Raw genomic sequence first — 23455 nt, forward strand, 5'->3', positions numbered from 1 at the left:
CTTAATATTTTTATGATCCTGCAATCATTAAATTACTAAATAGAATTTTAGGAGTGAAAAGTGAGTGATCACTTGATGCTTCAACTTTATCACTTATAAGATCAATTTCACTTAGCATCTTAAAGAAGTTTCCACTTACAGTTACATCCTTAAAGTAAGTTTCTATTTCACCGTTATTCCAAATACGTCCACTTACTCCAAGTGAAAACTCACCAGAGATTGGTTTGATACCACTGTGAAGCCCTTGTGCCGTTAGAATTTCCACATATCGACGTGAGTTGAACTCATCTTGTGTATTTGTTCCTGCTTCAATTAGAAAGTTTGATGTCGTGGCACTAAGAGGACTCTTTGCTCCACGAGTTGCACAGAAGTTATTTTCTAGTCCAAGCTCTCTTGCTGTAGCACTATTGTGAAGAAATTGAACTAGCTTTCCATTTTCTAGTAGGGTATTGGTTTGTTTCTTCTTTCCTTCACCATCAAATGGACAAACACTGTGGCCTGCCTTAAAGAATGGATCATCTTTAAAAGTTAGTCTTGAATCAGCTACCATTTCTCCTAGTTTCTCACGCCATGGATTTGATTTATCAATTGCCGCCTTCGCACTAAAAAGTAGCATGAAACTTGAAATGATATTATCAAAGAGATCAACTTCAAATGTAACATCATAATCACCAGTTTTAATTTGGGATGCATCGATGAAGTTATTGGCCACTTCAAGAGATCCGTTAATTACTTTATCGTAATCTAGTTCTCTAAAGTCTCTTTTTGAATCAAATAGGTAGTGCATAGCATTCTTATCACCCTTTTTTACAAGAGCAGATGTGTATGCAGTATATGATTTTGACTGATGTGTACAAAGAACACCTTTTGAGTTTCCAATGGCAAAATTTGAAATTCCTTCGGCCATTCCATTATAAGGTGCAGACTCACAATTGCTATCACGCTTTTTAACTTCTTCTTCTAAAAAAAGTGCTTTTTCAATCATCTCATTAGCATCAGGTGAATACTCAATATTTGCCACAGGGTTGATATCATCAACTTGTGTACCTTCTTCAATTAATTGGTATTCATCAACTTTTGAGAATTTCGAATTTTGTGCTGCATTTTCAAGAATAGTCTTAATTGCATCATCACCTAGGTCTTCAGTGAAGCTTAGACCTACCTTTTGATCCTTAATAACACGTACACCAAGGGCACCTGTATTGGCCTTCTTATACTCACTTAATTCACCACTGTCTGCTTTTAGTGAGAAAGACTCAGAGCCTGAGATGATAACGTCAACGTCATTTAATCCCATGTCTTTTGCCATATTAAGGGTTTTATTAATTATTTCTTTTTGTGTTTGTTGTTTTGTCTTCGTGCTCATTACTTACCTCCACCAACTAGGATCTCGTCAACTTTAAGTGCTGGCTGACCTACGGTCGTATTTACACCACCTGAAATTGAACCACATACACCAGCGGCAAAATCGAGGTTATCAGCAACCATGGAAACCTTTGTTAGGGTATCAGGTCCTGTTCCAATTAGAGTTGCTCCTTTTACAGCATCTCCAATCTTTCCATTCTTGATTTCATATCCTTCAATTACCGAAAAGTTAAACTCTCCTGTTCCTGGACTAACTGAGCCACCGCCCATTTGAGCGCAGTAAATTCCGTGATCAATTGAAGAGATCATATCTTCAAACTTATCATTTCCTGCTTCAATATAAGTATTTCTCATACGTGAAGTAGGAGCATATTTATAAGACTCACGTCTTGCACTACCAGTTCTTGGGTGACCTGTTTTTTGAGCGCCCATTCTGTCGGCCATAAAGTTTGTAAGAATTCCATCTTTAATTAGTTGTGTTTTCTGAGTGGCCATACCTTCGTCGTCGATATTAATCGATCCCCAATAGTTCTGGTTTGTTCCATCATCAACAGCACTAACGACACTAGAAGCAATTTGCTCGCCTTTCTTATCCCAGAATACTGATGCTTTCTTGGCAACAGACGTTGTTTCTAATAGGTGACCACAAGCTTCGTGAAAGATTACTCCACCAAATCCGTTATCAATTACAACTGGCATTTTTCCAGCTGGACATGGCTTGGCCTTAAGCTTTGTTAGAACTTCCTTTGCCATTTTTTCAGAAATATACTTTGGATCTTGTCCAAGAATGAATTCCCAACCAAGCATTGCCCCTGGAGAGTATCCTGCGCTATCTTGAATCGTTCCATCACTTGCAATACAAGATGCTCTTAGGCGAATATAATTTCTCTCATCTGTAATGTGTAAACCTTCAGAATTGAAAATTTCAATTTCTTGCATTCTTTGAGTTGTTCCAATTGGAACTTGCGTGATTTTATCAGTCTGCTTACGAGTCATTTCATCAATGGCCATAAGTAGAGGTATTTTCTGATCTAGTGAGATATTATTTTTTAGACCTGTTTGCACGAAGTGTGCTTGATTAATTTTTTCAAAATTAAAATTTGTCGCTGTCGTGATTGGATCTCTTAAGTCTTTTGCACTAAGAGAAGAAACAATATCTAAAAGATCTTCTTTCTTTTTTGAATTAGTATATCCATAGAGTACTTTCGTTCCATAGAAGAGACGAATTCCGATACCAAAATTAATTCCATTTTCAATATTGTCGACTTTTGAGCTCTTAATTGAGATTGATTCAAAAGTTTGGCGATCAATAAAGATCTCTGCGAAGTCAGCACCACGCAACATTGCATAGTCAATAACTTCTTTTGCGATTTGATTATCTAACATAGTATATCCTCCAAAAGTGAGAATATTCTAACAAATGAACATGTTTAAAGGAAGGTAATTCATTCTAATGAGGCAATAGATTATCTTTATTACGCAGCTTCGTCTTGTTCTTTAAGCTTTTGCTGAATGCGTTTCACACTTGCTGAATGACGCTCTGAACGATCACCTGAGCGACGAGAGGTTAGAGATGAGATTCGATCAATTAATTCATCATGACGTGTTGTGATTTCATCAAATTGTTCTTTGTCGAGTCGGTAAAGTTCACAATATCCAAGAGCGCGAACATTAGCATTTCTCTTCGTGTCGTGTAGGAGAGCACTTTCACCAAAGATTTGACCTTCGTGAAGAGTTGCTACAACGTTTCCATCGCTTAGAATTACTTCAACACTACCATGGCCAATGATATACATCTCACTTCCTGTCTCACCGATATTGATAATAGTTTGTCCAGGTCCGTAGTATTTTTGCTCAAGGGCACCAGCAACCTCTTTAAGGCAGCTTGATGTTAAATTCTTAAAGAATGGCAGATTTCGAATTAACTTCATATTCATGTAAACTGATAGCTCACTTTGAAGGGCCTGAGGTAATTCATTAATAATTTTATTATCGTTTTCTGTAAGTCTCTTTGTTACAAGGTGATTGTAATAACTGAAAACATTTTGTTGAAGTCTCTCTGGAACATTATAATGCTTCATAAAGCTTGCTAGATCATGCATCTTCTCACGGTTTTGTTGCTTGTAGCGCTCACCATCTTGAACCATTTTTGTTACAGTACCAATGACAAAACCATAAACACCAACTCCTAAGATCATGATCACCATCGTAAAGAGGCGACCTTGATTTGTCGTAGGAGTAATATCTCCATAACCAATTGTTGTAAGAGTAGTTACCGTCCAATACATGGCCGTTATATAATGTGAAGTTCGGTCAATGACTTGCGCCTGATCTATTGGAGCAATCATAATCCAGCATAAGCTAATCCAGTGAACTGCAACTGAGAAGACAGTTAAAATGGCCGTAAATTTAATGGCCTTTGGCACAAAGGCAAGATGTGAGACTATTTCAAATAATCTTACAACTCGTACTAAGCGAAATAATCTAAAGTAAGTAAAAGCGTGAAAGCCTAGCGCGTAACTTAAGATGTCATAAGGAATTGAGGCAATTAAGTCGACGCTCATAAGTGTCATCCACTTTAAGCGATGGCCTTTAGATGTGAACTTCATATTTTGTTCACGTTTCTTTTGAAAACGAAAAATCAGATCACCTACAAAAAGTCCTGAAATAATAAGATCACTTACTAATTGCCACTTTTGAATCTTGGTTTGAAAAATGAACGAAAAAGGGGCCTCAATAGCAGTAAAGATTACAGCAACAAATATGATTGCGTTCCAGATAATCTCATTCTTTGTGACGACCTTGTTATTAAACATTTAACCCGACTTATTGACTCAATATTGAGAAGTTTTATAACTTCATTAATTAACTTCGGCTAAATCCCTTAATTCTTTAGTATTTTTTATTGGGCCAGGAGAATTTTTGTAAATTTTTTGTCAAGCAATACGGTTGTTATTGACCGTATAGAGCTTTCAGGCATAATTATGTCGATATTATTATTTTTTAATGGAGTAAAATACAATGTTAAGAGTCGGACTCTTTATTCTCACTAATATCTTAGTTGTCGCAACAGTTGGAATCATCCTTAGTCTATTAGGGATTCCAATGCATATGAATCAAGGTGGATATAGCTTTGAAATGCTTATCATCTTTTGTTCTGTATGGGGATTTGCTGGATCATTTATTTCTTTGGCCATGTCAAAGTTTATGGCAAAAAGAATGTATCCAATGACTGAAATTAGTGAAAACGATCCTAATTACGGATGGGTTGCTCAATCTGTATCAAATTACGCTAAATTAAGTGGAATTAAGAAGCCAGAAGTCTATATTTACAACTCAAATGAAGTTAATGCATTTGCTACAGGGCCAAGTCGAAATAATTCCATGGTAGCTGTCTCTGCTGGACTTATTCATACCATGAGTCGTGATGAAGCAGAGGGTGTAATTGGACATGAAGTTGCCCATATTGCCAATGGTGACATGGTAACAATGGCACTTGTACAAGGTGTGGTAAACGCCTTTGTTATGATTTTATCTCGTTTAGCTGCCATGGCAATCTCAAATGCTATGCGTTCTGAAGACGATGAAGGACCAGGTCTTGGCTACTTTGCTCAAACAATGCTCGTTGTTGTTTTAGATATTGTCTTTGGACTACTGGCAATGCCAATAACAATGTGGTTTTCACGCTTTCGCGAATATAGGGCCGATGCAGGAAGTGCGCGCCTTGCTGGACGTGAGAAAATGATTGCTGCTCTTAGAAAGCTGCAACAAAGTACTAAAATGGTTGATAATAGCAACCCTAATATGAGTGCTTTTAAAATCTCTAGTGGCACAACAATGGCCGAGATTTTTAGTTCTCACCCTACATTAGAAAAGAGAATACACGCTCTTCAAAGCCGTTCTAACATTTAATAACACTATTTGTGCAAAATCTCCTCATGGCGGATAATTATATAATTAACACATGAGGAGTTATAATGAAGAAGTTAATCTTGGCAGCATGGATGCTGTCTCAACTGACTAGCTATGCCCATAGCAGTTCTACGAAAGCATCAAAAGTACTTACCATCAACGCTAAATCAAATTACGCTAAAACTCTTAAGGGCCTGCAAGAAAATGGTTTTGATGTTCTTGGTGTGGATATTAAAAATGAGCTAATTGATGTGGCCCTAACGAAAGATGAATTCATTGAATTTAAAAAATATAATTTCAAAATCAACGAATCTCGAAATGAGCTTCTTACAAGCTCTATTGATGAGCGCTATTTAAACTCTGTAGAAGTTGAAGCGCTTATGACTGAGTATGCTGAAAAATACCCAACAATTGCAAAGAAAATCAAGATTGGAGAGACTCTAGAAGGACGCTCGATTTATGCAATGAAGATCTCAGATAATGTAGATGAAGATGAGGTTAGTGAGCCTTCTGTTTTATTTAATGGTATGCACCACTCACGTGAGATTATGACAGCAGAAGTAACGACAGACATTATTAAAGAGCTTTTAACGAAGTATAACAAAGATCAAAAGATTACTCATTGGGTAGATTCGAATGAGATTTATGTTCTTCCTATTGTGAATATTGATGGAAATATCAAAGTATGGGAAGGTGAGAATATGTGGCGCAAGAATGCGAGAGGTGGCTACGGTGTAGATATCAACCGAAACTATCCAACTAATTGGAATGCTTGTCGTGGTTCAAGTGGATGGAAATTCTCACAAACATATCGCGGAAGTGAGGCCGCAAGTGAGCCTGAAACTAATGTTCTTATGAACTTTGTCTCACAGATAAAACCAGTATTTAATATTTCTTATCACGCCTATTCAGAACTTGTTATTTACCCATATGGTTGCCGTGGCCAAAGAACTCTTAATCGTGAGGTTGTAGAGGGAATTGGAAAGGAGCTTGGACGTGTTTTAAATTATACTCCAGGGACTGCTTGGGAAACGCTGTATTCTGTAGACGGATCAGATATTGATTGGATGTATGAAGAAGAGCAAGTCATCCCTTATGTTATTGAGGTTAGTCCACGCTCTGATGGCTTTCAACCATCTTATGATAAAAGAGATCCAACAGTTGCCCATAATCGTTTGGGTTGGCAGCTTCTCCTAGATCGTCTTGATGGCCCAATGGTTAGAGGAATTAATAAGAATGCAACAACGATAAAAGTTGAAAATGAAGATTTCTCAACAGAGTATCGTATTAATCCTGACGGAAGCTACTTTATTGTTCTGCCAGAAGGTAGTAAGGCTTCAGACTTTAAGCTTAGCTTTAAGAGGTAAAATTTGTAAAGGCCTCTAATATATTCATGCCCCTTTTCACATTTGAACTTGGGGCATGATTTATGACGATGCCATCAACTGGGGCCAAAATAGGGGTTATGACCTCTTCTGGCCTCTCCATCTTATCAAAGTGGTATAGACTCATAATCTTTTCACCTTTTTTAAAGAATTCGCCTGGTGACTTATGGTATTCCACAAAACCTGACTTTGGTGCAAAGAATGATTTGTAGTCTTTAAGTAAGCAAAATGTTGCTTCATTTTTTGGACATTCTATTTCTTTATCTTCGATAACGCCTTTTTTAACTAGGTAGTTAAATATATTGATCGCATCGGCCTTGCCTGCTTTTGAATCGATGATCTCTTCACTTCCTAATTCGAGAGTGTAGGATTCAAATGTATTTTCACTCTTATGAATTTCATGAAATTTTACCCATGGATAAAAAGTTGCCTCATCCATGGCCCCGCCAAATTCTGGAGGAATAACTAGGTTAAATGGAAAGTTTAATTCTTTCATTTGTTCTTTCAAGTAATCTGGGCCATAGACATAACGACATCCAACTCCGGCCGTGTGAAGATCTAGGACAATGTCGGCATCACTGGCAAGTTCCTGGAGAGTGATAAAGAGATTCTTATTCTCATTTATTCCATACTCTTGGTGATAGCGACGATACTCATTAACTTTATTTTTTATAAGAATTTTATAATCTTGTTTTGATTTGCACTCCTTGATTTCATCATCACTTATAAGGCCTTGTCCTTGTGACTGTGAGAAGAAGTCCAGATACATGCGATTCCAATTATCACCGGTAATAGGGTTGAATCGTCCATAAGTGTAGGTTCCCATTTTTACAGAAGTCGCATAAGGATTGGCATTTGGAATTAGGGTGATCTTACTATTAATCTTCTTGTCTTCTAAGAGATTTAAAAGCTTTAATATGGCCATATTCCCTTGAAGTTCTGCGCCGTGAACATTTGCTTGTATATAGACTGTCGGTGCATTTTCATTAATATTTTCTGGTGTTAATTCATAGATATTGAGTGCGTATTGCCCTTGATTGGTTTCATCAATAATTTGAGATCTTTTCGTTAACATCATCTTTCCTTTTTACTCATAGCCAATTATTTAAGCCGCTGTTTTCACACCCTAATTAGTATAAGTTATTGAATACAGAAGAGGGGATTTCCTAAAATTTAGTACTATTATAACATACTAATAATATTAATATCTTCAGTAATATTTATTAAGTATTAAGAAGAAATTACCGATAAAACTACTATGAGAAAGCCTTGCCTTAAAAGCGTCATTCATCTTGTTTTTTGTACTGTTGTGTATTTAACGGCAAGTAGTGCGTTTGCAAGTAATTTCGTTGTTAAAAATAAAACAAAGAAGGCCGTCATTACAGGAGATGTTCCTAAGGACTGGCGTTTTGAAGAAAATATCTTAGGCTTCCCATATGTTCTAATGTCAAAGAAGCATGCAAGTGGCCATCGAAGTATCATCTCATTTACACCAACTAAAATTAAAAGCAAAAGTCTTGATCGCCAGATGATTAAATCTCAAGTTGACGATTATAAGAAAGGAAGACTGAGTTGGGTTGAGAAATATGAAGGCGAAAGCGTAAAGTTTTTAAAATTTCGTGAGAATTCTATACCTAAAATAAGCTCATTTTCTGTCGGTCATCAATACATTGTTTCTAAAAAACATTTTGAAGAAAAGAGTATTTATGCCAATTGTAGTGGAGAAGTATTCCACATTAAGTATTTAATGAATATGACTGATGAAAAATCAGATCGTCAAATAATTAATAGTGTCCTTCAAAGTCTATCGTGTAGACGTGGAGGAGAGTCTTGATTAGAAACTCAGTTAAAACAATATTCACTAGTTTATTATTACAACTTACTTTAATTGTTAATTCATATTCATTTGCGCAATTATCACTACAAGCTGAAAACTCAGTGCCAGATGAAGTCGTTGTTGAAATCACCCAATTATACTTAGCTTCCGCTAAGTCGCTCTGTACAGATGCATCTGGCCGTTGGCGCTCTGATGCTGTTGCATTACCATCTAGTATTGTTGAAAGTATTGAGAGTTCATCTGAGCGTAAATTAGGTGACGATGAAAAAGCGATAAATTGTCCTGATTTTCTAGCACTTGAAGTCGCATCAATTAAAGATGGCGCTCAAGGTTTAGAGGCAGAAGAGTTTTATGCTTGTGCTACTCAAGACTGGAACGTGATGGATCAGCTAACTCTTGCAAGAGATATGGATCTAGTTTTAGAAGAGATTTATGAGTGTAAGGGTAAGTCACAACCAACTTCAGAATGTGTAAACGATCTAATTTGTAACGCTGCAAGTACTGTTTCATTTGGTCTTGGCGACGTTATAACTGAAAAGCTTGGAATGGAATGTCCAAAGTCTACTGATACAAACTGCCTTTCTACTGCATGGAATGGCCTTGTTAAAAACTTAATAGGTACAGCGGAATTCTTTTGGGATGTCGCTGCTGGTGGTTTCAGTTGGATTGGCAATAAAATAGGAAATTTCTTTAGTGGGTCTGAGGAAGCTGAAGATGCAGCTTCAGACAAGCTCCACTTACTTTCTTCTGCTGAAGAATCATTTGTTGATAAGCTCTTAGATGATCCAGTGAATACATTAAAAGATGGTTTTGCCAATTTAATGACTGGTATTGGAAATTATATTACTGAAAGTATTTATGATAATTTTGCATGTGCAAAATTTGAAAAAGATGCAAATGGTGAAGATACTTGCGTCGAACCAGTGACAAGTTTTGAATGTGCAACTTGTGGCCAAAAATTGAATATGGCATGTGGTATTGTCGGCGTTGTAGGCGGCGAAGTCCTAATTGGTTTATTAACTGCTGGTACGATCAATGCTGCAAAAGTTGCAGGTAAAGGTATTATGGTCGGAGCAAGGGCCGTATCAAAGTCACGTTTATTTTCTCCACTGGGTAAGGCGATTAAGATTGCTGGTGTTGCCGGGGCCAAAATCGTTCAAACAGGTAAGGGATTCGCTGTTAAAATAGGCCCGCGCGTAGTTAATCTACAAAAAAATAAATTGGTAAAAGCTTTCTCTATGGCCGCTAAATTAACAGGTAAAACTGCGATGTATGGTGGTAAAAAAGTAGCACAAGCTGTTCAAGCATATGGTTGGGCCGCTGATAAACTTACTGCTATGACAATGAGAGGTGTGGCAAATCAACTTGATAATATTCCAACGGCCTTTAATGGCTACCTTGGTAAAACTCTTGATTTTGCGACAAAAAGACGAGCTTCAACTGCACTGGCCACTTCTTCAGATGCACTAAGACGAGGAGCTAATTACTTTGATGGTGCCTCTAGCGTTTCTTCTCAAGCCTCAAAAGCAAGTGATGCAACTGATAGCACTGCAAGCGCTTCACGAAATGCAGATGATTCTCCTAAGCAGGGGGAGTTATTTGATGAGAATGGTAAGACAACAGCACAGGCCGATAATGGTGGAGTACAAGCAAAAGAACCAGAACAAGGTCGTCTTTTTGATGAGAATGGTAAGGTTACTGCACAAGCTGATAATGGTGGTGTACAAACAAAAGCACCAGAGCAAGGTTCATTATTTGATGAGCATGGTAACGTTACAATGGAAGCTGATAATCGTCTCTCAAGACAATCGTCTAACACTTCTATTACATCTAGCTCTAGGCCAATAAGTGAGAACTTCAATGGTGTCGACGACTTTAGAACAATGGTATCACGTGATGATGTTGTTAATCCAAATATTGACTTTCATTTCACTGATGATTTTCCAATGGATATGATGGCAGTTAAGGATGTCCGTTATACTGCTGATGGATCAGGTATTATGATTAGTAAGTCATCACATCCTGAGCATTATAAATTATTAGAGGAAAAAGGCTTAAGTCCAAACTTAAACGGTGATATTGTTCTTAAGTTTGGCGATGATATTGACAGTTCAATTGTCCGTCATCAAAGTACACCTGGAGCGGCCAAAGATAATGCAAGAATACAAAGGGCGTACCAATTTAATAAGCCAGATAAGAGTATTATCGAACGATTAGATGAGACTCAACCGACAATGGCAAAGCCTGTTCAAGATCGAGCAAGATTGGATTCTGTTTTAAGTGATATTGATAATATGACACAACGAGAGCTTAATGCATTTTATGCTCGTGTTGATAACAAGATTCAAAACGGTGTTCGCCTAAGCGATTATGAAGCGGCCGGAGCTCTTTTTAGAGCAGACTTAATTAATCCTAGCGTAAGATTTAATGGAGCGGCCGGCAACCGCATTTCTCCACAAGCATATGATAGTGCATTAGATGTTATTAGAAATAGATCACAATCTTCTTTAACGGCCGATGAAATTGCTCGTGGACCAAGTGGTAAATCTCAATCAAGAAGGGCCGCTATTGAAGAAATAATGGATAACGATAGAAGAAGCGCAACTGTTGCTGCTACAGATAGTGTTCGCAATACAAACCCTCGGCCATCTCCTACTGAACAAATTGGATTATTCGATAATGTAGATGATGCTGTTAAGCAAAGTGATAATGCAACTTCTGCTTCCACAAATACGAATAACCCGCCACGACAACTTGATATGTTTGAAGATGGTACAGATGCACTAAGACAATCAGATAATAGCGCTACTAATGGAAGTGTTGGCCTTTCAAGAAATCGAAACACTCCTCAAACTTCAACTACTAGAAACAGAGGACTTGAAGATAATATTAGGGCAACAGTTGTGGCCGCACCTGCTATCAGTGTAAATACGACAACATCTAATAATGAAAACGTTGCAGTCGTTGAACCTGAAATTCAACCAGTAGAGCCAACAAATGTTGATGAAAACCCTGATAATAATTCGGATGATGATGTTGAATTTAATATTAAAATTGAATATAGCGACAATATTATAAAAGTAACACATGTTGAACCTGTTACGGCCTGTCGACTTCAAAAGAATATTCCAGCATCAGTTGATGATGATGGTGAGGAAGTTGACGCTAAAACAACAACTCTTGGTGCTGTTGAAAATGGCGAAGAAATGGAAGTCACTAAAGAAAGATTTAATTTTACAGTAAGCGTTGAATGTAAAACTGATGGTGATTACAAACTTGCAACGACAGCTTCATCAAACTTTCCAGATCTAAAGATCAGTGGAGAAGCGAGAATTCCTATCTATAAATGTGATGGAGATGAGTGTGAAACGGAAACTGATGCGAGTGGGAAACCATTCCAGCTAAGACTTAATCCAGCACCTTTAAGACAATTTGCTCCACCACAAGGAAATATTCCAGGGGCCCCTGTTTTAAATACACTATAAGTACTTATTCAATCCAATCTGCACTAGTTTTAATTGTACGTGGGATCATGATATCACCTTTGTACTTAACGACTTCTGCAGGCAGGTTATGGCATAGGAAAAATGGCATACTTTCAGTAAAACCGTATGCTCCGCATTGGGTGAACACTAACCAATTTCCGTAATCGCAATCTTTTGGAAGATCAAATACGCCAAGCTTATCTAGAGATGTACATAATGGACCATGTACATGGAATTCTTGATTCTGCTTTGATTCACATTCTTCAAGAACTTCGCAGGGAAAGGCCTGATTTGTGAGTGCGGCCCTTGCTATATGATTTATTCCACCATCAAGTACGAGAATTTCTTGTCCTCTAACGTTTTTGCGATCAATAACTTGGCTTAGGTATAGTCCACACTCACCAACGGCGTAGCGGCCAAGCTCCATCCAGATCTTTTCAAGTTTATGCTTTTTCTTAAGGCGCACTAGAGCTGCATTGATATCCTTGAAATCAATTCGCTCACTTTCGTTTTGGTAAGGGATACCAAGTCCTCCGCCGAGATCAATAACTTGAGGTCTTACACCCATATCTTGAGCTAGTTTATTAATTCGAGCACATGTGTGATCCCAAATTTCTTCAAGCTTTGATGCACTTAAAATATTCCCCCATTGGAAGACGTGGTAGCCAATCACTTCCACATTTTCATACTTGCTTAGATCTATTGATTTCCACCCTTTTTCATCTAGGCCAAATGCGGTGATGTCATCGCCACCAAGAACAGATTTTTCCTTGCTATCCCACTCTAGTTGAACTCTTAATAGAGCGCGTGCCTTTATTCCCATCTCACTGGCCTGTTCATTTAGCCATTTTAATTGATAGATACTTTCAACCACAACGCAATTGATTTCATGTTCTAAGAGAGTTCTTATATAGCCGCGAGATTTGCTTGGGCCTGTTGAGATAATATCACTAGATTTAACTCCACTTGCAACAACTTGAGTTAATTCACCCTTAGATGCCACATCAATTCCAATTCCTAAATTTCTAATGAGCTTTAAGATAGATGATAGGGGATTTGCTTTACATGCATAGTAAAGTTTAATGCTCTCATCTTTGTTCTCTACGATGTATCGTAAGTGATCTTCAAGTTTGTCTAAGTCATAGAAGTAAAACGAAGAGTCGATTCTCTTCGTTAACTTCTTTAATTCTTTTGTGATATTTTTATCTAACATTATAATTTATCTATCTTAAAAATGATTCGAGTTCTAGTGATGCATCTGATTTCTCATCACGGTATTTGATAATCATGGCACAATTCATTGAAAGGCCCTGATCCTTTGCCCAGGCAAGTTTATCGTTTACCGGTCTTGTTCCCGGTACAACAACTGCACCTTCTGGAATAGGCTCACCTGGTTCAAGTCTTCTCTCATTTACACAGTCATAAATAGGTACACCTTTTGAAAGGATAACACCTGGTGCGATTACAGCGCGTTTTAAAACTTGAATACCTTCAACGATAACAGCACCTGCTCCAATAAAAGCATCGTCTTCAATAATAACCGGAGCTAGTCCAATAGGCTCTAGTACGCCACCAATTTGTACTCCAGCACTTAAATGGACGTTCTTTCCAATTTGAGCACATGAGCCAACGAGAGCGTGTGAATCAACCATTGTACCTTCGTCAACATAAGCTCCAATATTGATGTATGCAGGAGGCATGATAATAACGCCTTTTGAAACATAAGCTCCTCGGCGAACACTTGAGCCACCTGGAACGATTCTTACACCGCGATCAGTATCAAATTTTTGAGCTGGAATATTGTGTTTATCAACAAATCCTTCATAACCAAATTTTGATTGTTCAACATTCTTTCCGGCCTTAAAGACCTCAAGAATCATTTGCTTAACTTCTGTATTTGCTTGCCACTTACCATCAACTTTTTGTGCTGATCTAAGTGTTCCACTTTCTAGGCCTAGTAGTATTTCATCAACTGTCATTTTTATTTTCTCCAATTCTTAATTTTATCATTTGCTGATTTTACGATTGATTCTTTTGTCATATCTTTTAGTGATAGTGGTGGCCTAAGAACGGCCGTCTCAATTTGTCCCTGCTCTTTCATGAGCCACTTTGCCGGCACAGGATTTGAACAAACAAACATCGTGTTACTTGCTTCAATCCACATTTGAGCATCGCTTTCATTTAATTCACCATTTAGGCAGTCTCTTACATATTTATTAGTCTCGGCTGGCCATGGGTTTGCTGCTACAGAAACTAATCCCTTTGCACCTAAAGGCGTAAAGGCCGGCAGCATTGCATCGTCACCACTATAGACTCGTCCACCATTTGCGGCCTCAACATATTTGGCAAACATCTCAACTGAGCCACTGGCCTCCTTTATTGCCCAAAATGCACGGTGCCCATTAAGTCTTTTAACTGCCTCCAGAGACAGTCCGATACCTGCACGAGATGGAACATTATAGAGCATAACCGGCTTATTTGAGACATCCATTAGTGTTTTAAACCAGTGGTATTGTCCCTCATCACCAGGCTTTGCATATAAAGGTGTAACAAGAAGGTAAGCATCGATATCAAGGCCATCAAGATAAGAGACCCATTCACATGTCTCGTTTAGATTGATACCACCAACACCACACATAAGTGGAACCTTAAGGTCTAGATCGATTGTGAAACTTAGGATATTCTTTCTTTCTTCTAAATTTAGATTAAGGGCCTCTCCCGTTGAACCTAGGATTAGTATCCCATTTCCGGCTTCTTCTTGAGCTCTTAAAATACGCTCTAATGAGTCCAAATCAACTGTTTGATCTTCATGTAAAGGCGTAATTACGGCCGTCCATAGGGGAGTTGAGTTTAAAAATTCAAGATCTTTCTCATTTATATTATTCATTTAATCTCCAGTTATTATTCATTTTCTTTCATTACTTGAAGGGCAACATCACTAAAATCATAGAGTCCTGGCCCAAGAGTTTGCATTTGCTTTACTGCCCACAATGCTCCAGCGGCAAATATTCTTCGATCTTTTGCTTCATGTTTAATTGTAACAATTTCGTTAGGGGTATCAATAGTTAATTCATGAATTCCCACGATATCTCCAGTTCGCTCAGAGCTGATCTCGGCGTCACGATCTAACCATTCTTTCCATGAGAGGGCAGTACCACTAGGAGCATCAAGTTTCTTTGTATGGTGAATATCGTTGATGTGGAAGCTTAGTTGTTCTTCACTAAAAAGAGAATTAGCTTTGGAGGCAATCTTAATCATCTCTTTGACCAGATTCATCCCAAGACTAAAGTTTGTGGCCTTTATCCAGGTTCCACCACCGGCCTTTATTTTATCTAGCATTTCTGGTTTCCATTCAAATCCAGTTGAACCACAAACTACGCAGATTCCTGAGGTGCTTAATAAATCAAAATAGTGCTCTAAAAAAGTATCCCCATTTAAAAAAGAGAGAACCATATCAAATCTATTAAGGTCATCTTTCTTTAAAGGATTTTTTGAATCAAAAACACTTAATTCAATATCACTATATTCGCCATTTTTATTTTCTTCACAAAGCTCAATAACTTTAGAACCTGTTTTTCCTTTTCCTAGTAATGCTAATTTCATTGAATGAATTCCTGATGTAATTTTTGAATTGCTGAATCCGCTTGATTCTTATCCACTAAGAAGCAAAAGTTATGCTTACTGGCCCCTAGACAAATCATTCTAACGTTGATTCCTTCTACAGAGTTAAAAATTCGCTTAGCAATATCTGGTGTATGGTTGATCTCATTTCCGATTAGACTTACTAGTGTTAAGTCAGTTTCAACTTTTACGCTACATAACTCCGATAACCGACTAATTATCTTCTTATTTAATAGGGCGCTATCATCTAATGTAAGTGCTACTGAAATCTCAGACGTTGTAATTGAATCAATACTTACTTTAAAGTCATTAAATATTTTAAAAATCTCAAATAAGAAACCATGTGCATGAAGCATTTTTGGCGTTGATAATGTCACAAGGCTTTGTTCTCGACGTAAGGCCATTGCTCTAATTAATGGTGCTGAATCAGTCTTATCAACAATCCAAGTCCCTGGAGCATCAGGCTCATAGCTCGATCCAACAAAGACCTTAATACCTGCACGTAATGCAGGTGTTAAGGTCGTTGGATGAAGTATTTTTGCACCAAAAGTTGCCAGCTCGGCCGCTTCAGAAAACGTTATTTCATTTAATAATTTTGCTTCTTTTACAATACGTGGATCTGTTGTGGCGATACCTGCGACATCTGTCCAGATTTGAAGTGTGTCAGCCCCCATGGCCTCTGCAACAAGTGCAGCGGAGTAATCTGAACCTCCACGCCCTAGTGTTGTGGTTAAGCCTTCAGAAGTTGATCCCATAAAACCTTGAGAGACATATACGACATCTCCATACTTGGCGTTAACTAGATGTTGCTGGGCCTTTTCCTTTGTTGCCACAAGATCAGGTGAAGCTTTTGTAAATTGATCATCAGTTTTAAGAACTTGTCTAATATCAAATAACTCAACATTCTTCTTTTGATGGATTCCTGCTAGTACTTGGCTAAAAATTAATGAAGACATTCTTTCACCAAGACTTACAAGTGAATCATATGCTCGGTCTGAACATTCTCTTAATAGGAGCATTCCATTGGCAATCATATTAACTTCTGAAAGAAGCTCAGAAACATCTTCTTTTAGTTCTTCTGTTGCATTCATATCAATTAGTATTTGATTATGTTTATCAGCAATTTCTTCAACTAGTGCTTCTACCTTTTCACCTTCACCAAGTGGTGCCTGTTTAGATATTTCCACTAAGAGATTTGTAACACCGTAAACGGCCGATACGATAACCATATTAGCGTTCTTGGCAGCACTGATTTGAGCACTTCGAGTCATGGCCTCTAGGTTTGCCATAGATGAGCCGCCAAATTTTGCAACAATGATTTCTGAATTTTCATTACCCATACTTAAAATCCTATATGTGATTCAAATAAATAAGGTAATTGTATGAAGGAGTGTGTTTAAATGCAAAAAAGAATTGTGAAATATAACCGACTTAAACAGTTGTATAACATAGGATTTGCATTCGAAGCTCTCCACATAACAAAACAAACTTATTTGAAGTTAATAATTTGTTAAGCGACAGTCCTAAGGCTTCTCCCTTAGTGACCAATAGTAAGGCTTGCGCTAAACCAAACTATTTCGGCAATGCTTCCATCGTAGTGATTCGTAACGGACTTATTCGTTGCGCACCCTGACCACTAGTTACTAAGCAATGCTCCTCTTCGTAATCTTACAAGGAATATTCTAGTGGATAGACACATTGATGTCTATACTTTTATAATTTGTGTGAATTTAAAATTACATCCTAGGGGTATAAAATGAAAAAAGTTGGAATTATCGGTTGGCGTGGAATGGTCGGATCTGTTCTTTTAGAAAGAATGGAAATGGAAGGAGACTTTGCAAAAATTGATCCATACTTCTTTTCAACTTCTCAAGCTGGGCAAAATGGCCCATTAATTTATAATAAAACACATACCTTAAGAGATGCTAATGATGTAAATGAACTTGCTGATATGGATATTATAATCTCATGTCAAGGCGGTGATTACACAAAGAAGCTTAGACCGGCGCTAGATGAAGTGAACTGGCAAGGGTATTGGATTGATGCGGCTTCCGCAAAACGAATGGATGATGACTCCCTTATAATCCTGGATCCTGTTAATAAAGATATTATTGATAAAGCGCTTAATGATGGTGTGAAAAACTTTATTGGTGGTAATTGTACCGTTAGCCTTATGCTTATGGGAATTGGAAGTTTATTTCAAGAGAACTTAGTAGAGTGGATGACATCGATGTCATATCAGGCGGCCTCTGGTGGTGGTGCTCGTCATATGAAGGAGCTTCTAACGCAAATGAAGGTCATTGGCGATGTGGCCAATCCGATAATGGAAGGGCCGATTCTTCAGCTGGATACAGATATTTCAAATTTACTTAAAAGTGAAAAACTTGATGCTGATTGCTTTGGTGTTCCGTTGGCACTTAATTTGATTCCTTGGATTGATAGCGCTGTTGAAAAAGGGCAAACTCGAGAAGAGTGGAAGGCCTTTAGTGAGACAAATAAAATTCTTGGCAGAAAAGATAATCCAATACCTATTGATGGAACTTGTGTAAGGGTTGGTGCTCTGAGATCTCATTCACAGGCATTAACGATTAAATTGAATAAGTCTGTCGATATTAAAACGATTGAAGACATGATCAAGAACTTTTCAGAATTTACTGAATTTGTTGAAAATACTCCTGAGGCCACACGAGAAAAACTTAATCCACGTTATGTATCTGGTACTCTCAAAACAACAGTCGGACGAGTTAGAAAAATGAATCTAGGTGATGAATATTTAAATATTTTCACATCTGGTGATCAACTTCTTTGGGGAGCTGCAGAACCTCTTCGTCGCATGTTAAATATTGTGTTATAGTCATTATATGGAATTAGATTACGATAAATTAGTAAAAGACTTTTATCAACAAGGCTATTGTGTAGTCGAAGGACTTTTTGATCCCAAAGATCTTAAGAATATTGAAAAGTCTTTTGATAATTTATATCAAGCAAGTCTCTCTCTTGATGAGACACAAATGTTAAAGCTAGCTCAATTTGTCTTTAATGAAGACGCACTAAATCGCATTGTTTGGTGTGGTGGCTACGATGAATTTCTTCTTGATGTAGGTGCTGATAAACGAATACTGAATATTGTATCAAGAATCCTTGAATCTAATGAGATGGTTCAATTAATTAATCAGGCCCACTTTAAACTACCTGGTCAAAAAGTAGAATTCAAATGGCACCAAGATAGTGAACACCGTCGCTATGGAACACATATGTGGGAAGATGTCGATGGCCGTGGAAGTTACGTTCAAACTCTTCTTGCCATTGATGATATGAATGCGGACAATGGCCCTCTTAAATTTATCCCTAATTCCAATCAAGAAGGTCATCTTAATTATAAAGAAGATCCTAGTATTATCGATGAGATGCTTGAGAAATATGAGGCCGTTGATGTGATGCTAAAAGCAGGTGACGTCGCCTTCTTTGGGCCATATGTTTTTCATTCTTCGAGCTTAAATAAAACCGATTCTCCTCGCCGTGTCCTTATTAACGGTTACGCTCAGCCAGGTGCTAATAAAAGAGAGTATCCAGGTGTAGGTCTTGGAAGACACTTGAAACTAAACTCTTAAGAGAGTTTCTTTACCTTTATTCACGATATTTAAGAACATGTCTTTGATAGATCCTCTAAAATTAATGCATACAGTCGTTAATCGAGGAAGATTCTATGTCAGATAAAAAGAAATCAAATTATGGAAAGTATCGCTATCCTGCTGTTGCAGTAGCGGTGTTATTAACATGGGTTTTTTCTGTAACCTATCTTGTTCAAAGTAATACTCCAGAGGGACAAGTTACCAGGCTTCCTGCTTCTGCTACTCAAAAAGATGGTGTTTCTAGAGGTGTTGCTTCAATTGCTCCTGCTGACGATCCTCTTTTAAAAGAAACATATGCGTTAGGTATAAATGCATATTTATGGGGATCGACATTGGTTCGAATGGAGCAAGTTTCAAGGCAATACACAGAAGTTTCTCAAAGTGAAAAAGATACAAGTTATCGTGCACCTGTTGGAGAGTTTGGTCATGCAAGAAGACTTCCTGGCCCAGAAGATGCTGATATGCCAACACCTAATCAAGACACTTTGTACTCAAGTGCTATTCTTGATCTTTCACAGTCTCCGATGGTGTTATCTGTTCCGGCAGTGAAAGATCGATACTATGTTATTAATGTATTTGATATGTGGCATAACCTTATCCAATATGTTGGTACGAGAGTTACTGGTACAGATGCACAAAATTTTCTTATTGTTCCACCAAATTGGAATGGACGAAGTAGCGAGAAGTTAAAAGGCCTTAAAGTTGTTCGTTCACCAACAACAAAAGTTTGGCTCTGGGGCCGTACTGAAGTATTAAAAAAGACAGAGCAAGATCTAAAAAAAGTCCATGAAATACAAGATCAATATAAGTTAACTCCATTAGCAGAATACACTGATGGCAAGAAAGTACAATTATTTGGTTTATCAAATCGCCCAGGAGATGAGAAAGATCCATTGAGATTTTTTACTGAACTTAATGAATATCTCTTAGATAATGTATTAAATGATATTGATAAAGCGCAAATGCAACAATTAGAAAAGATAGGAATTACATCTGAAGGCTTTAAAAAAGAGATGCTAACTCCCGCTCAACAAGACATCTTAAAACAAGTTCTAAAAGATGGCGTTGAAATCGCTAATGCTCAAATTTACAATCCCGCACATACAAAAATAGTAAATGGCTGGAGCTATGTATTTGATTTAGATAATTTTGGACAGGATTATGCATTAAGATCAATGGTTGCTCATCCCTATTTGGGAGGTCAAGGAGAGAAAGAGGCCATATATCCAATTCGTTATAAAGATTCTAAGGGTAATACACTTGTTGGAAGTAAACAGTATCGTATGAAGTTTAATTCAAATCCACCTAATGATGGTTTTTGGTCAATAACAGTTTATGATGCTGAGACTAAGCTTCTTGTATACAATGCCTTAAAACGTTATTCTCTTGGCGGAGAAAGTGATTTAATGAAGAATCCAGATGGATCATTTGAAATTACTTTCTCTAATCAAATGCCATCAGACTCAAAAAAGCGTGCTAACTGGCTGGCCGCACCTGTTGGAGCATTTTACATCATTACTAGGATATACATTCCCCATGAGGATGTATTAAGCCTTAAGTGGAAGCTGCCAGAAGTGGAACCAGTTGAAACTAAAGTCCTTTCAATGGTTTCAAAATAAATAGTCTGTTCTAACTTTTTACACCTTTTGAATCTTTACAATAGGGGCCTAGAAATAGGCCCTTTTTTGTTACATTGATAGATATGAAATATCTTATCTTTCTCATATTTATCGCAATAATTGGCAATCATTCTGTCAATGCACAGGAATATGGTTTTCTAACTATTGCTGATGGAAAGGTTTCATATAAAAAAATTGAGAATTACCTTCGTCCATTTAAAACAGATGGCTGCTCTAGTGTTTCACCAGATGGAACGATTGGCAGGCCTACCCTATGGCAACATTGTTGTGTTGAGCACGATATTGCTTATTGGTATGGTGGAACTCTCCAAGATAAGAAAGATGCAGATAGTGCTTTAAATCAATGTGTTTCAGATGTTTTTTCTGGAATCTTTGGAAGAGCAATGGAAGTGGCCGTTTATATTGGAGGTGGCCCTGATCTTCATACTGGTTATGCTTGGGGCTATGGTTGGAATCATATCCGAGGCTATCATGAATTATCACAACAAGATCAAGATGAAATCCAAAGAATGATGCCAGCAGATCCACATGGACAAAAAATAGAAGAAATTGAGTTTGATAAAGAAGTAATCCCATCTAGAAATAAAAATATTTGTTTAGATGAGATACAAGATCATCTCGAAAAGTCTTTTAAGGAAGATGATGTTGAAATATTGAGATCAACTGAAGCATTAAGTTTCTTAAATCGTGTTTATGTTATTGAAACTAGCTCATGTGAAGGACAAATTAAAGTAACGTTGAATAATTTTGTCAGCTTTAATGATTGCGAAGAGCTTCCTTATAAGAATGAGTGGGAGCAAAAAATAAAGAAAGTTGAAGCTTTCGGTGAGTGTGCCGATAAGTTTGAGAGTAAGGAATTAGAGAGGTAGGGCATGAATAGAGTATTTATCCTAAGTGGAGCATTTCTTGTATTAGCAGCAATTCTGTCTCTTAATGTTGAGCATGACGATCTTAAAAGCCTCAAACTTCAACATAAGAAAGCTCGTTTAAGTCGAAATACATGTGGAATGCAGGATCTAAGTTGCCATCGCCACTATTTAAACCTTATTAAAAGACTCGAGGGGCGTATTGATCTACTTGAGAAAAAAGTCATTAATACGAAAGAGGGCTAAGCTGCACTCTTTCGAATATACTTCTCATAATATTCATCAAATTTATGCTTAACCTTAGGCGCTAGTGCAATAGTGGCAATCATATTTGGTATGGCCATCAAAGCAAATCCGATATCCATTGCATTTACCATGTCTGTAGGAGCAGATACGGCCCCTAGTAGTACTGTCGAAGCATAGAATAGAGCAAAGGTAAGCCTTGCTCCCATTATTGGTACGCCACCAAATAAGAAGTCCCAACATTTCTCACAGTAGTTAGCAGATCCAATGACAGTGGATAAGGCAAAAAGAATAATTGAAATTCCTAGAAGATGCGATCCGGCCATTCCAAAGTTTTTCATAAAGGCCATTTGAGTAATCAGTACACCATTTGATTCTTGTAGCTCAGCAGGAGAAAGTGAACTTAGAATTACTATTGAAGTCATTGTACAAACGATAATTGTGTCAATGAAAGGGCCAACCATAGCAACTAGACCTTCGGCCACGGGTTCACTTGTTTTTGCGTTTCCATGGGCCATTGGAGCAGAACCGACACCTGCTTCATTAGAATATGTTGCTCGTTTGATTCCTGTTTTAAAGATATGGATTACCGCTAGACCTGAGACTCCACCCACTGCAGCTCGCCCAGCGAATGCTTCTTTGAAAATTAAAGCAAATACATCGGCAACGTTACCAAAATTCATAATGATAATAATAAGAGCACATCCAATATAAAGAGTACACATTGCTGGCACTAGTTTAGAAGTGGCCTCTCCAATTCTTTTAACACCACCCATTAGAATATAGACAAGAAGAACGGCCGCCAGTATGCCTGTGATATGTGTAGGAATGCTATAATTAGAGGCCATGAATGTTGCCATTTGATTTGTATTAAAGACACCTAATGAACCTATTAGGCCTGCTCCAGCAAAGAAATAAGCAAGAAAGTGCATATACTTTGGTAGCGCTTCGATAATCGTATACATAGGGCCACCTTGAATTTCTCCGTGGTGATCATTGCGTCGATACATAACGGCCAGAGTACACTCGAAAAACTTCGTATTCATCCCAATTAGGGCCCCAACCCACATCCAAAAAATAGCACCTGGTCCACCTTGTGATATTGCAACTGCAACACCTGCAACATTTCCCATTCCTACGGTAGAGGAGAGGGCATTTGTTAAGGCCTTAAAGTGAGAGATCTGTCCCTTACTTTCATTGTCGTTCTTGTGATGGAATTTACCTGAAATGAGTCGAAAAGCGTGAAAGAAACCTGCTAATGTTTTTAAACGTGAAATAGCAACGAGATATATCCCACCACCAAGTAATAAGATAATAAGTGGCAGGCCCCAGACGATCTCGACGGCTTCCGCAAGAAATGCAGAGAAATTCATGTAAATCCTTTGTAATTAATTGAATTATCAATAATTTTTCCATAGCTTCGTCGAAATTACAACAAGGTGCGCTTTGAATATTCTTATAGACAATAA

At 37.7% G+C, this 23455-nt stretch carries 19 protein-coding genes and 1 riboswitch; of the genes, 9 read left to right on the forward strand and 10 right to left on the reverse strand.

From position 1 onward, the window contains the following. Window positions 1–10: 10 nt before the first annotated feature. From VCM44_RS08390 to VCM44_RS08400, 3 genes are all read right to left on the reverse strand, one after another. Window positions 11–1366 carry a TldD/PmbA family protein gene (locus tag VCM44_RS08390; RefSeq protein ID WP_334678531.1) on the reverse strand — a complete coding sequence of 452 codons (1356 nt, stop codon included), beginning with the start codon at window positions 1364–1366 and terminating at the stop codon, window positions 11–13. Next, window positions 1366–2751 carry a TldD/PmbA family protein gene (locus VCM44_RS08395; RefSeq protein WP_115362742.1) on the reverse strand — a complete coding sequence of 462 codons (1386 nt, stop codon included), beginning with the start codon at window positions 2749–2751 and terminating at the stop codon, window positions 1366–1368. The genes VCM44_RS08390 and VCM44_RS08395 overlap by 1 nt, the downstream gene beginning before the upstream one ends. Before the next feature lie 89 nt (window positions 2752–2840). Further along, window positions 2841–4181, reverse strand: a complete 1341-nt coding sequence (locus VCM44_RS08400) for a cyclic nucleotide-binding domain-containing protein (RefSeq protein WP_334678532.1) — start codon at window positions 4179–4181, stop codon at window positions 2841–2843. A gap of 205 nt (window positions 4182–4386) precedes the next feature. Here VCM44_RS08400 and htpX point away from each other — a divergent pair, with 205 nt between their 5' ends. Beyond that, a complete protein-coding gene (htpX, locus tag VCM44_RS08405; RefSeq protein ID WP_334678533.1) occupies window positions 4387–5277 on the forward strand; it encodes a protease HtpX in 891 nt (296 codons plus the stop codon). Between the two features lie 65 nt (window positions 5278–5342). Next, window positions 5343–6644: a M14 family metallopeptidase gene (locus tag VCM44_RS08410; RefSeq protein WP_334678534.1), complete on the forward strand. Its 1302-nt coding sequence runs from the start codon at window positions 5343–5345 to the stop codon at window positions 6642–6644. Here VCM44_RS08410 and VCM44_RS08415 read toward each other — a convergent pair. Continuing rightward, window positions 6634–7737 (reverse strand): succinylglutamate desuccinylase/aspartoacylase domain-containing protein, encoded by a 1104-nt coding sequence (locus tag VCM44_RS08415; RefSeq protein WP_334678535.1) that lies wholly within the window; start codon window positions 7735–7737, stop codon window positions 6634–6636. The two genes, VCM44_RS08410 and VCM44_RS08415, sit on opposite strands and share 11 nt — an antisense overlap. Window positions 7738–7920: 183 nt before the next feature. Here VCM44_RS08415 and VCM44_RS08420 point away from each other — a divergent pair, with 183 nt between their 5' ends. Together VCM44_RS08420 and VCM44_RS08425 are read left to right on the forward strand one after the other, a co-directional pair. Continuing rightward, complete coding sequence (locus VCM44_RS08420; protein ID WP_120404821.1) at window positions 7921–8496, forward strand: hypothetical protein; 576 nt, start codon at window positions 7921–7923, stop codon at window positions 8494–8496. Continuing rightward, on the forward strand, window positions 8493–11984 hold the full coding sequence (locus VCM44_RS08425) for a hypothetical protein (protein WP_334678536.1): 3492 nt from the start codon (window positions 8493–8495) through the stop codon (window positions 11982–11984). The genes VCM44_RS08420 and VCM44_RS08425 overlap by 4 nt, the downstream gene beginning before the upstream one ends. Before the next feature lie 4 nt (window positions 11985–11988). Here VCM44_RS08425 and VCM44_RS08430 read toward each other — a convergent pair whose 3' ends face one another. Genes VCM44_RS08430 through lysC form a run of 5 tightly spaced genes read right to left on the reverse strand, consistent with a single transcriptional unit; the run spans window position 11989 to window position 16945 of the window. Then, the gene (locus VCM44_RS08430; RefSeq protein WP_334678537.1) at window positions 11989–13197 is read right to left on the reverse strand and encodes a PLP-dependent decarboxylase; all 1209 of its coding nucleotides are present in this window, start codon (window positions 13195–13197) and stop codon (window positions 11989–11991) included. Window positions 13198–13207: 10 nt separating this feature from the next. Next, window positions 13208–13963 carry a 2,3,4,5-tetrahydropyridine-2,6-dicarboxylate N-succinyltransferase gene (locus VCM44_RS08435; RefSeq protein WP_115362725.1) on the reverse strand — a complete coding sequence of 252 codons (756 nt, stop codon included), beginning with the start codon at window positions 13961–13963 and terminating at the stop codon, window positions 13208–13210. A 2-nt stretch (window positions 13964–13965) separates the two neighbouring features. Further along, complete coding sequence (dapA, locus tag VCM44_RS08440) at window positions 13966–14871, reverse strand: 4-hydroxy-tetrahydrodipicolinate synthase (protein WP_120404817.1); 906 nt, start codon at window positions 14869–14871, stop codon at window positions 13966–13968. A gap of 14 nt (window positions 14872–14885) precedes the next feature. Then, window positions 14886–15587, reverse strand: a complete 702-nt coding sequence (locus tag VCM44_RS08445; RefSeq protein ID WP_334678539.1) for a 4-hydroxy-tetrahydrodipicolinate reductase — start codon at window positions 15585–15587, stop codon at window positions 14886–14888. Continuing rightward, window positions 15584–16945, reverse strand: coding sequence for a lysine-sensitive aspartokinase 3 (gene lysC / locus VCM44_RS08450; protein ID WP_334678540.1), 1362 nt, complete (start codon window positions 16943–16945; stop codon window positions 15584–15586). The genes VCM44_RS08445 and lysC overlap by 4 nt, the downstream gene beginning before the upstream one ends. A 116-nt stretch (window positions 16946–17061) precedes the next feature. Further along, window positions 17062–17274: riboswitch (Lysine riboswitch) on the reverse strand. An 87-nt stretch (window positions 17275–17361) separates the two neighbouring features. On the opposite strand from lysC, the gene asd reads away from it, so the two are divergent. The 5 genes from asd to VCM44_RS08475 all read left to right on the forward strand — a co-directional run bounded on the left by asd (window position 17362) and on the right by VCM44_RS08475 (window position 21989). Further along, window positions 17362–18459, forward strand: a complete 1098-nt coding sequence (asd, locus tag VCM44_RS08455; RefSeq protein WP_120404814.1) for an aspartate-semialdehyde dehydrogenase — start codon at window positions 17362–17364, stop codon at window positions 18457–18459. Window positions 18460–18466: 7 nt separating this feature from the next. Beyond that, window positions 18467–19216, forward strand: coding sequence for a phytanoyl-CoA dioxygenase family protein (locus VCM44_RS08460; protein WP_120404813.1), 750 nt, complete (start codon window positions 18467–18469; stop codon window positions 19214–19216). Window positions 19217–19311: 95 nt separating this feature from the next. After that, entirely contained in the window at window positions 19312–20856 is a 1545-nt protein-coding gene (locus VCM44_RS08465) for a DUF1254 domain-containing protein (RefSeq protein ID WP_115362713.1), read from the forward strand. 83 nt (window positions 20857–20939) lie between these two features. After that, window positions 20940–21746, forward strand: coding sequence for a hypothetical protein (locus tag VCM44_RS08470; RefSeq protein WP_334678541.1), 807 nt, complete (start codon window positions 20940–20942; stop codon window positions 21744–21746). 3 nt (window positions 21747–21749) lie between these two features. Next, window positions 21750–21989 carry a hypothetical protein gene (locus tag VCM44_RS08475; protein WP_115362710.1) on the forward strand — a complete coding sequence of 80 codons (240 nt, stop codon included), beginning with the start codon at window positions 21750–21752 and terminating at the stop codon, window positions 21987–21989. Here the strand turns inward: VCM44_RS08475 and VCM44_RS08480 are convergent. Then, window positions 21986–23359, reverse strand: coding sequence for an alanine/glycine:cation symporter family protein (locus tag VCM44_RS08480; RefSeq protein WP_115362708.1), 1374 nt, complete (start codon window positions 23357–23359; stop codon window positions 21986–21988). The two genes, VCM44_RS08475 and VCM44_RS08480, sit on opposite strands and share 4 nt — an antisense overlap. Between the last annotated feature and the right edge of the window lie 96 nt (window positions 23360–23455).

Source organism: Halobacteriovorax sp. DPLXC-1, from assembly GCF_036903125.1.
Lineage (GTDB): Bacteria > Bdellovibrionota > Bacteriovoracia > Bacteriovoracales > Bacteriovoracaceae > Halobacteriovorax_A > Halobacteriovorax_A vibrionivorans.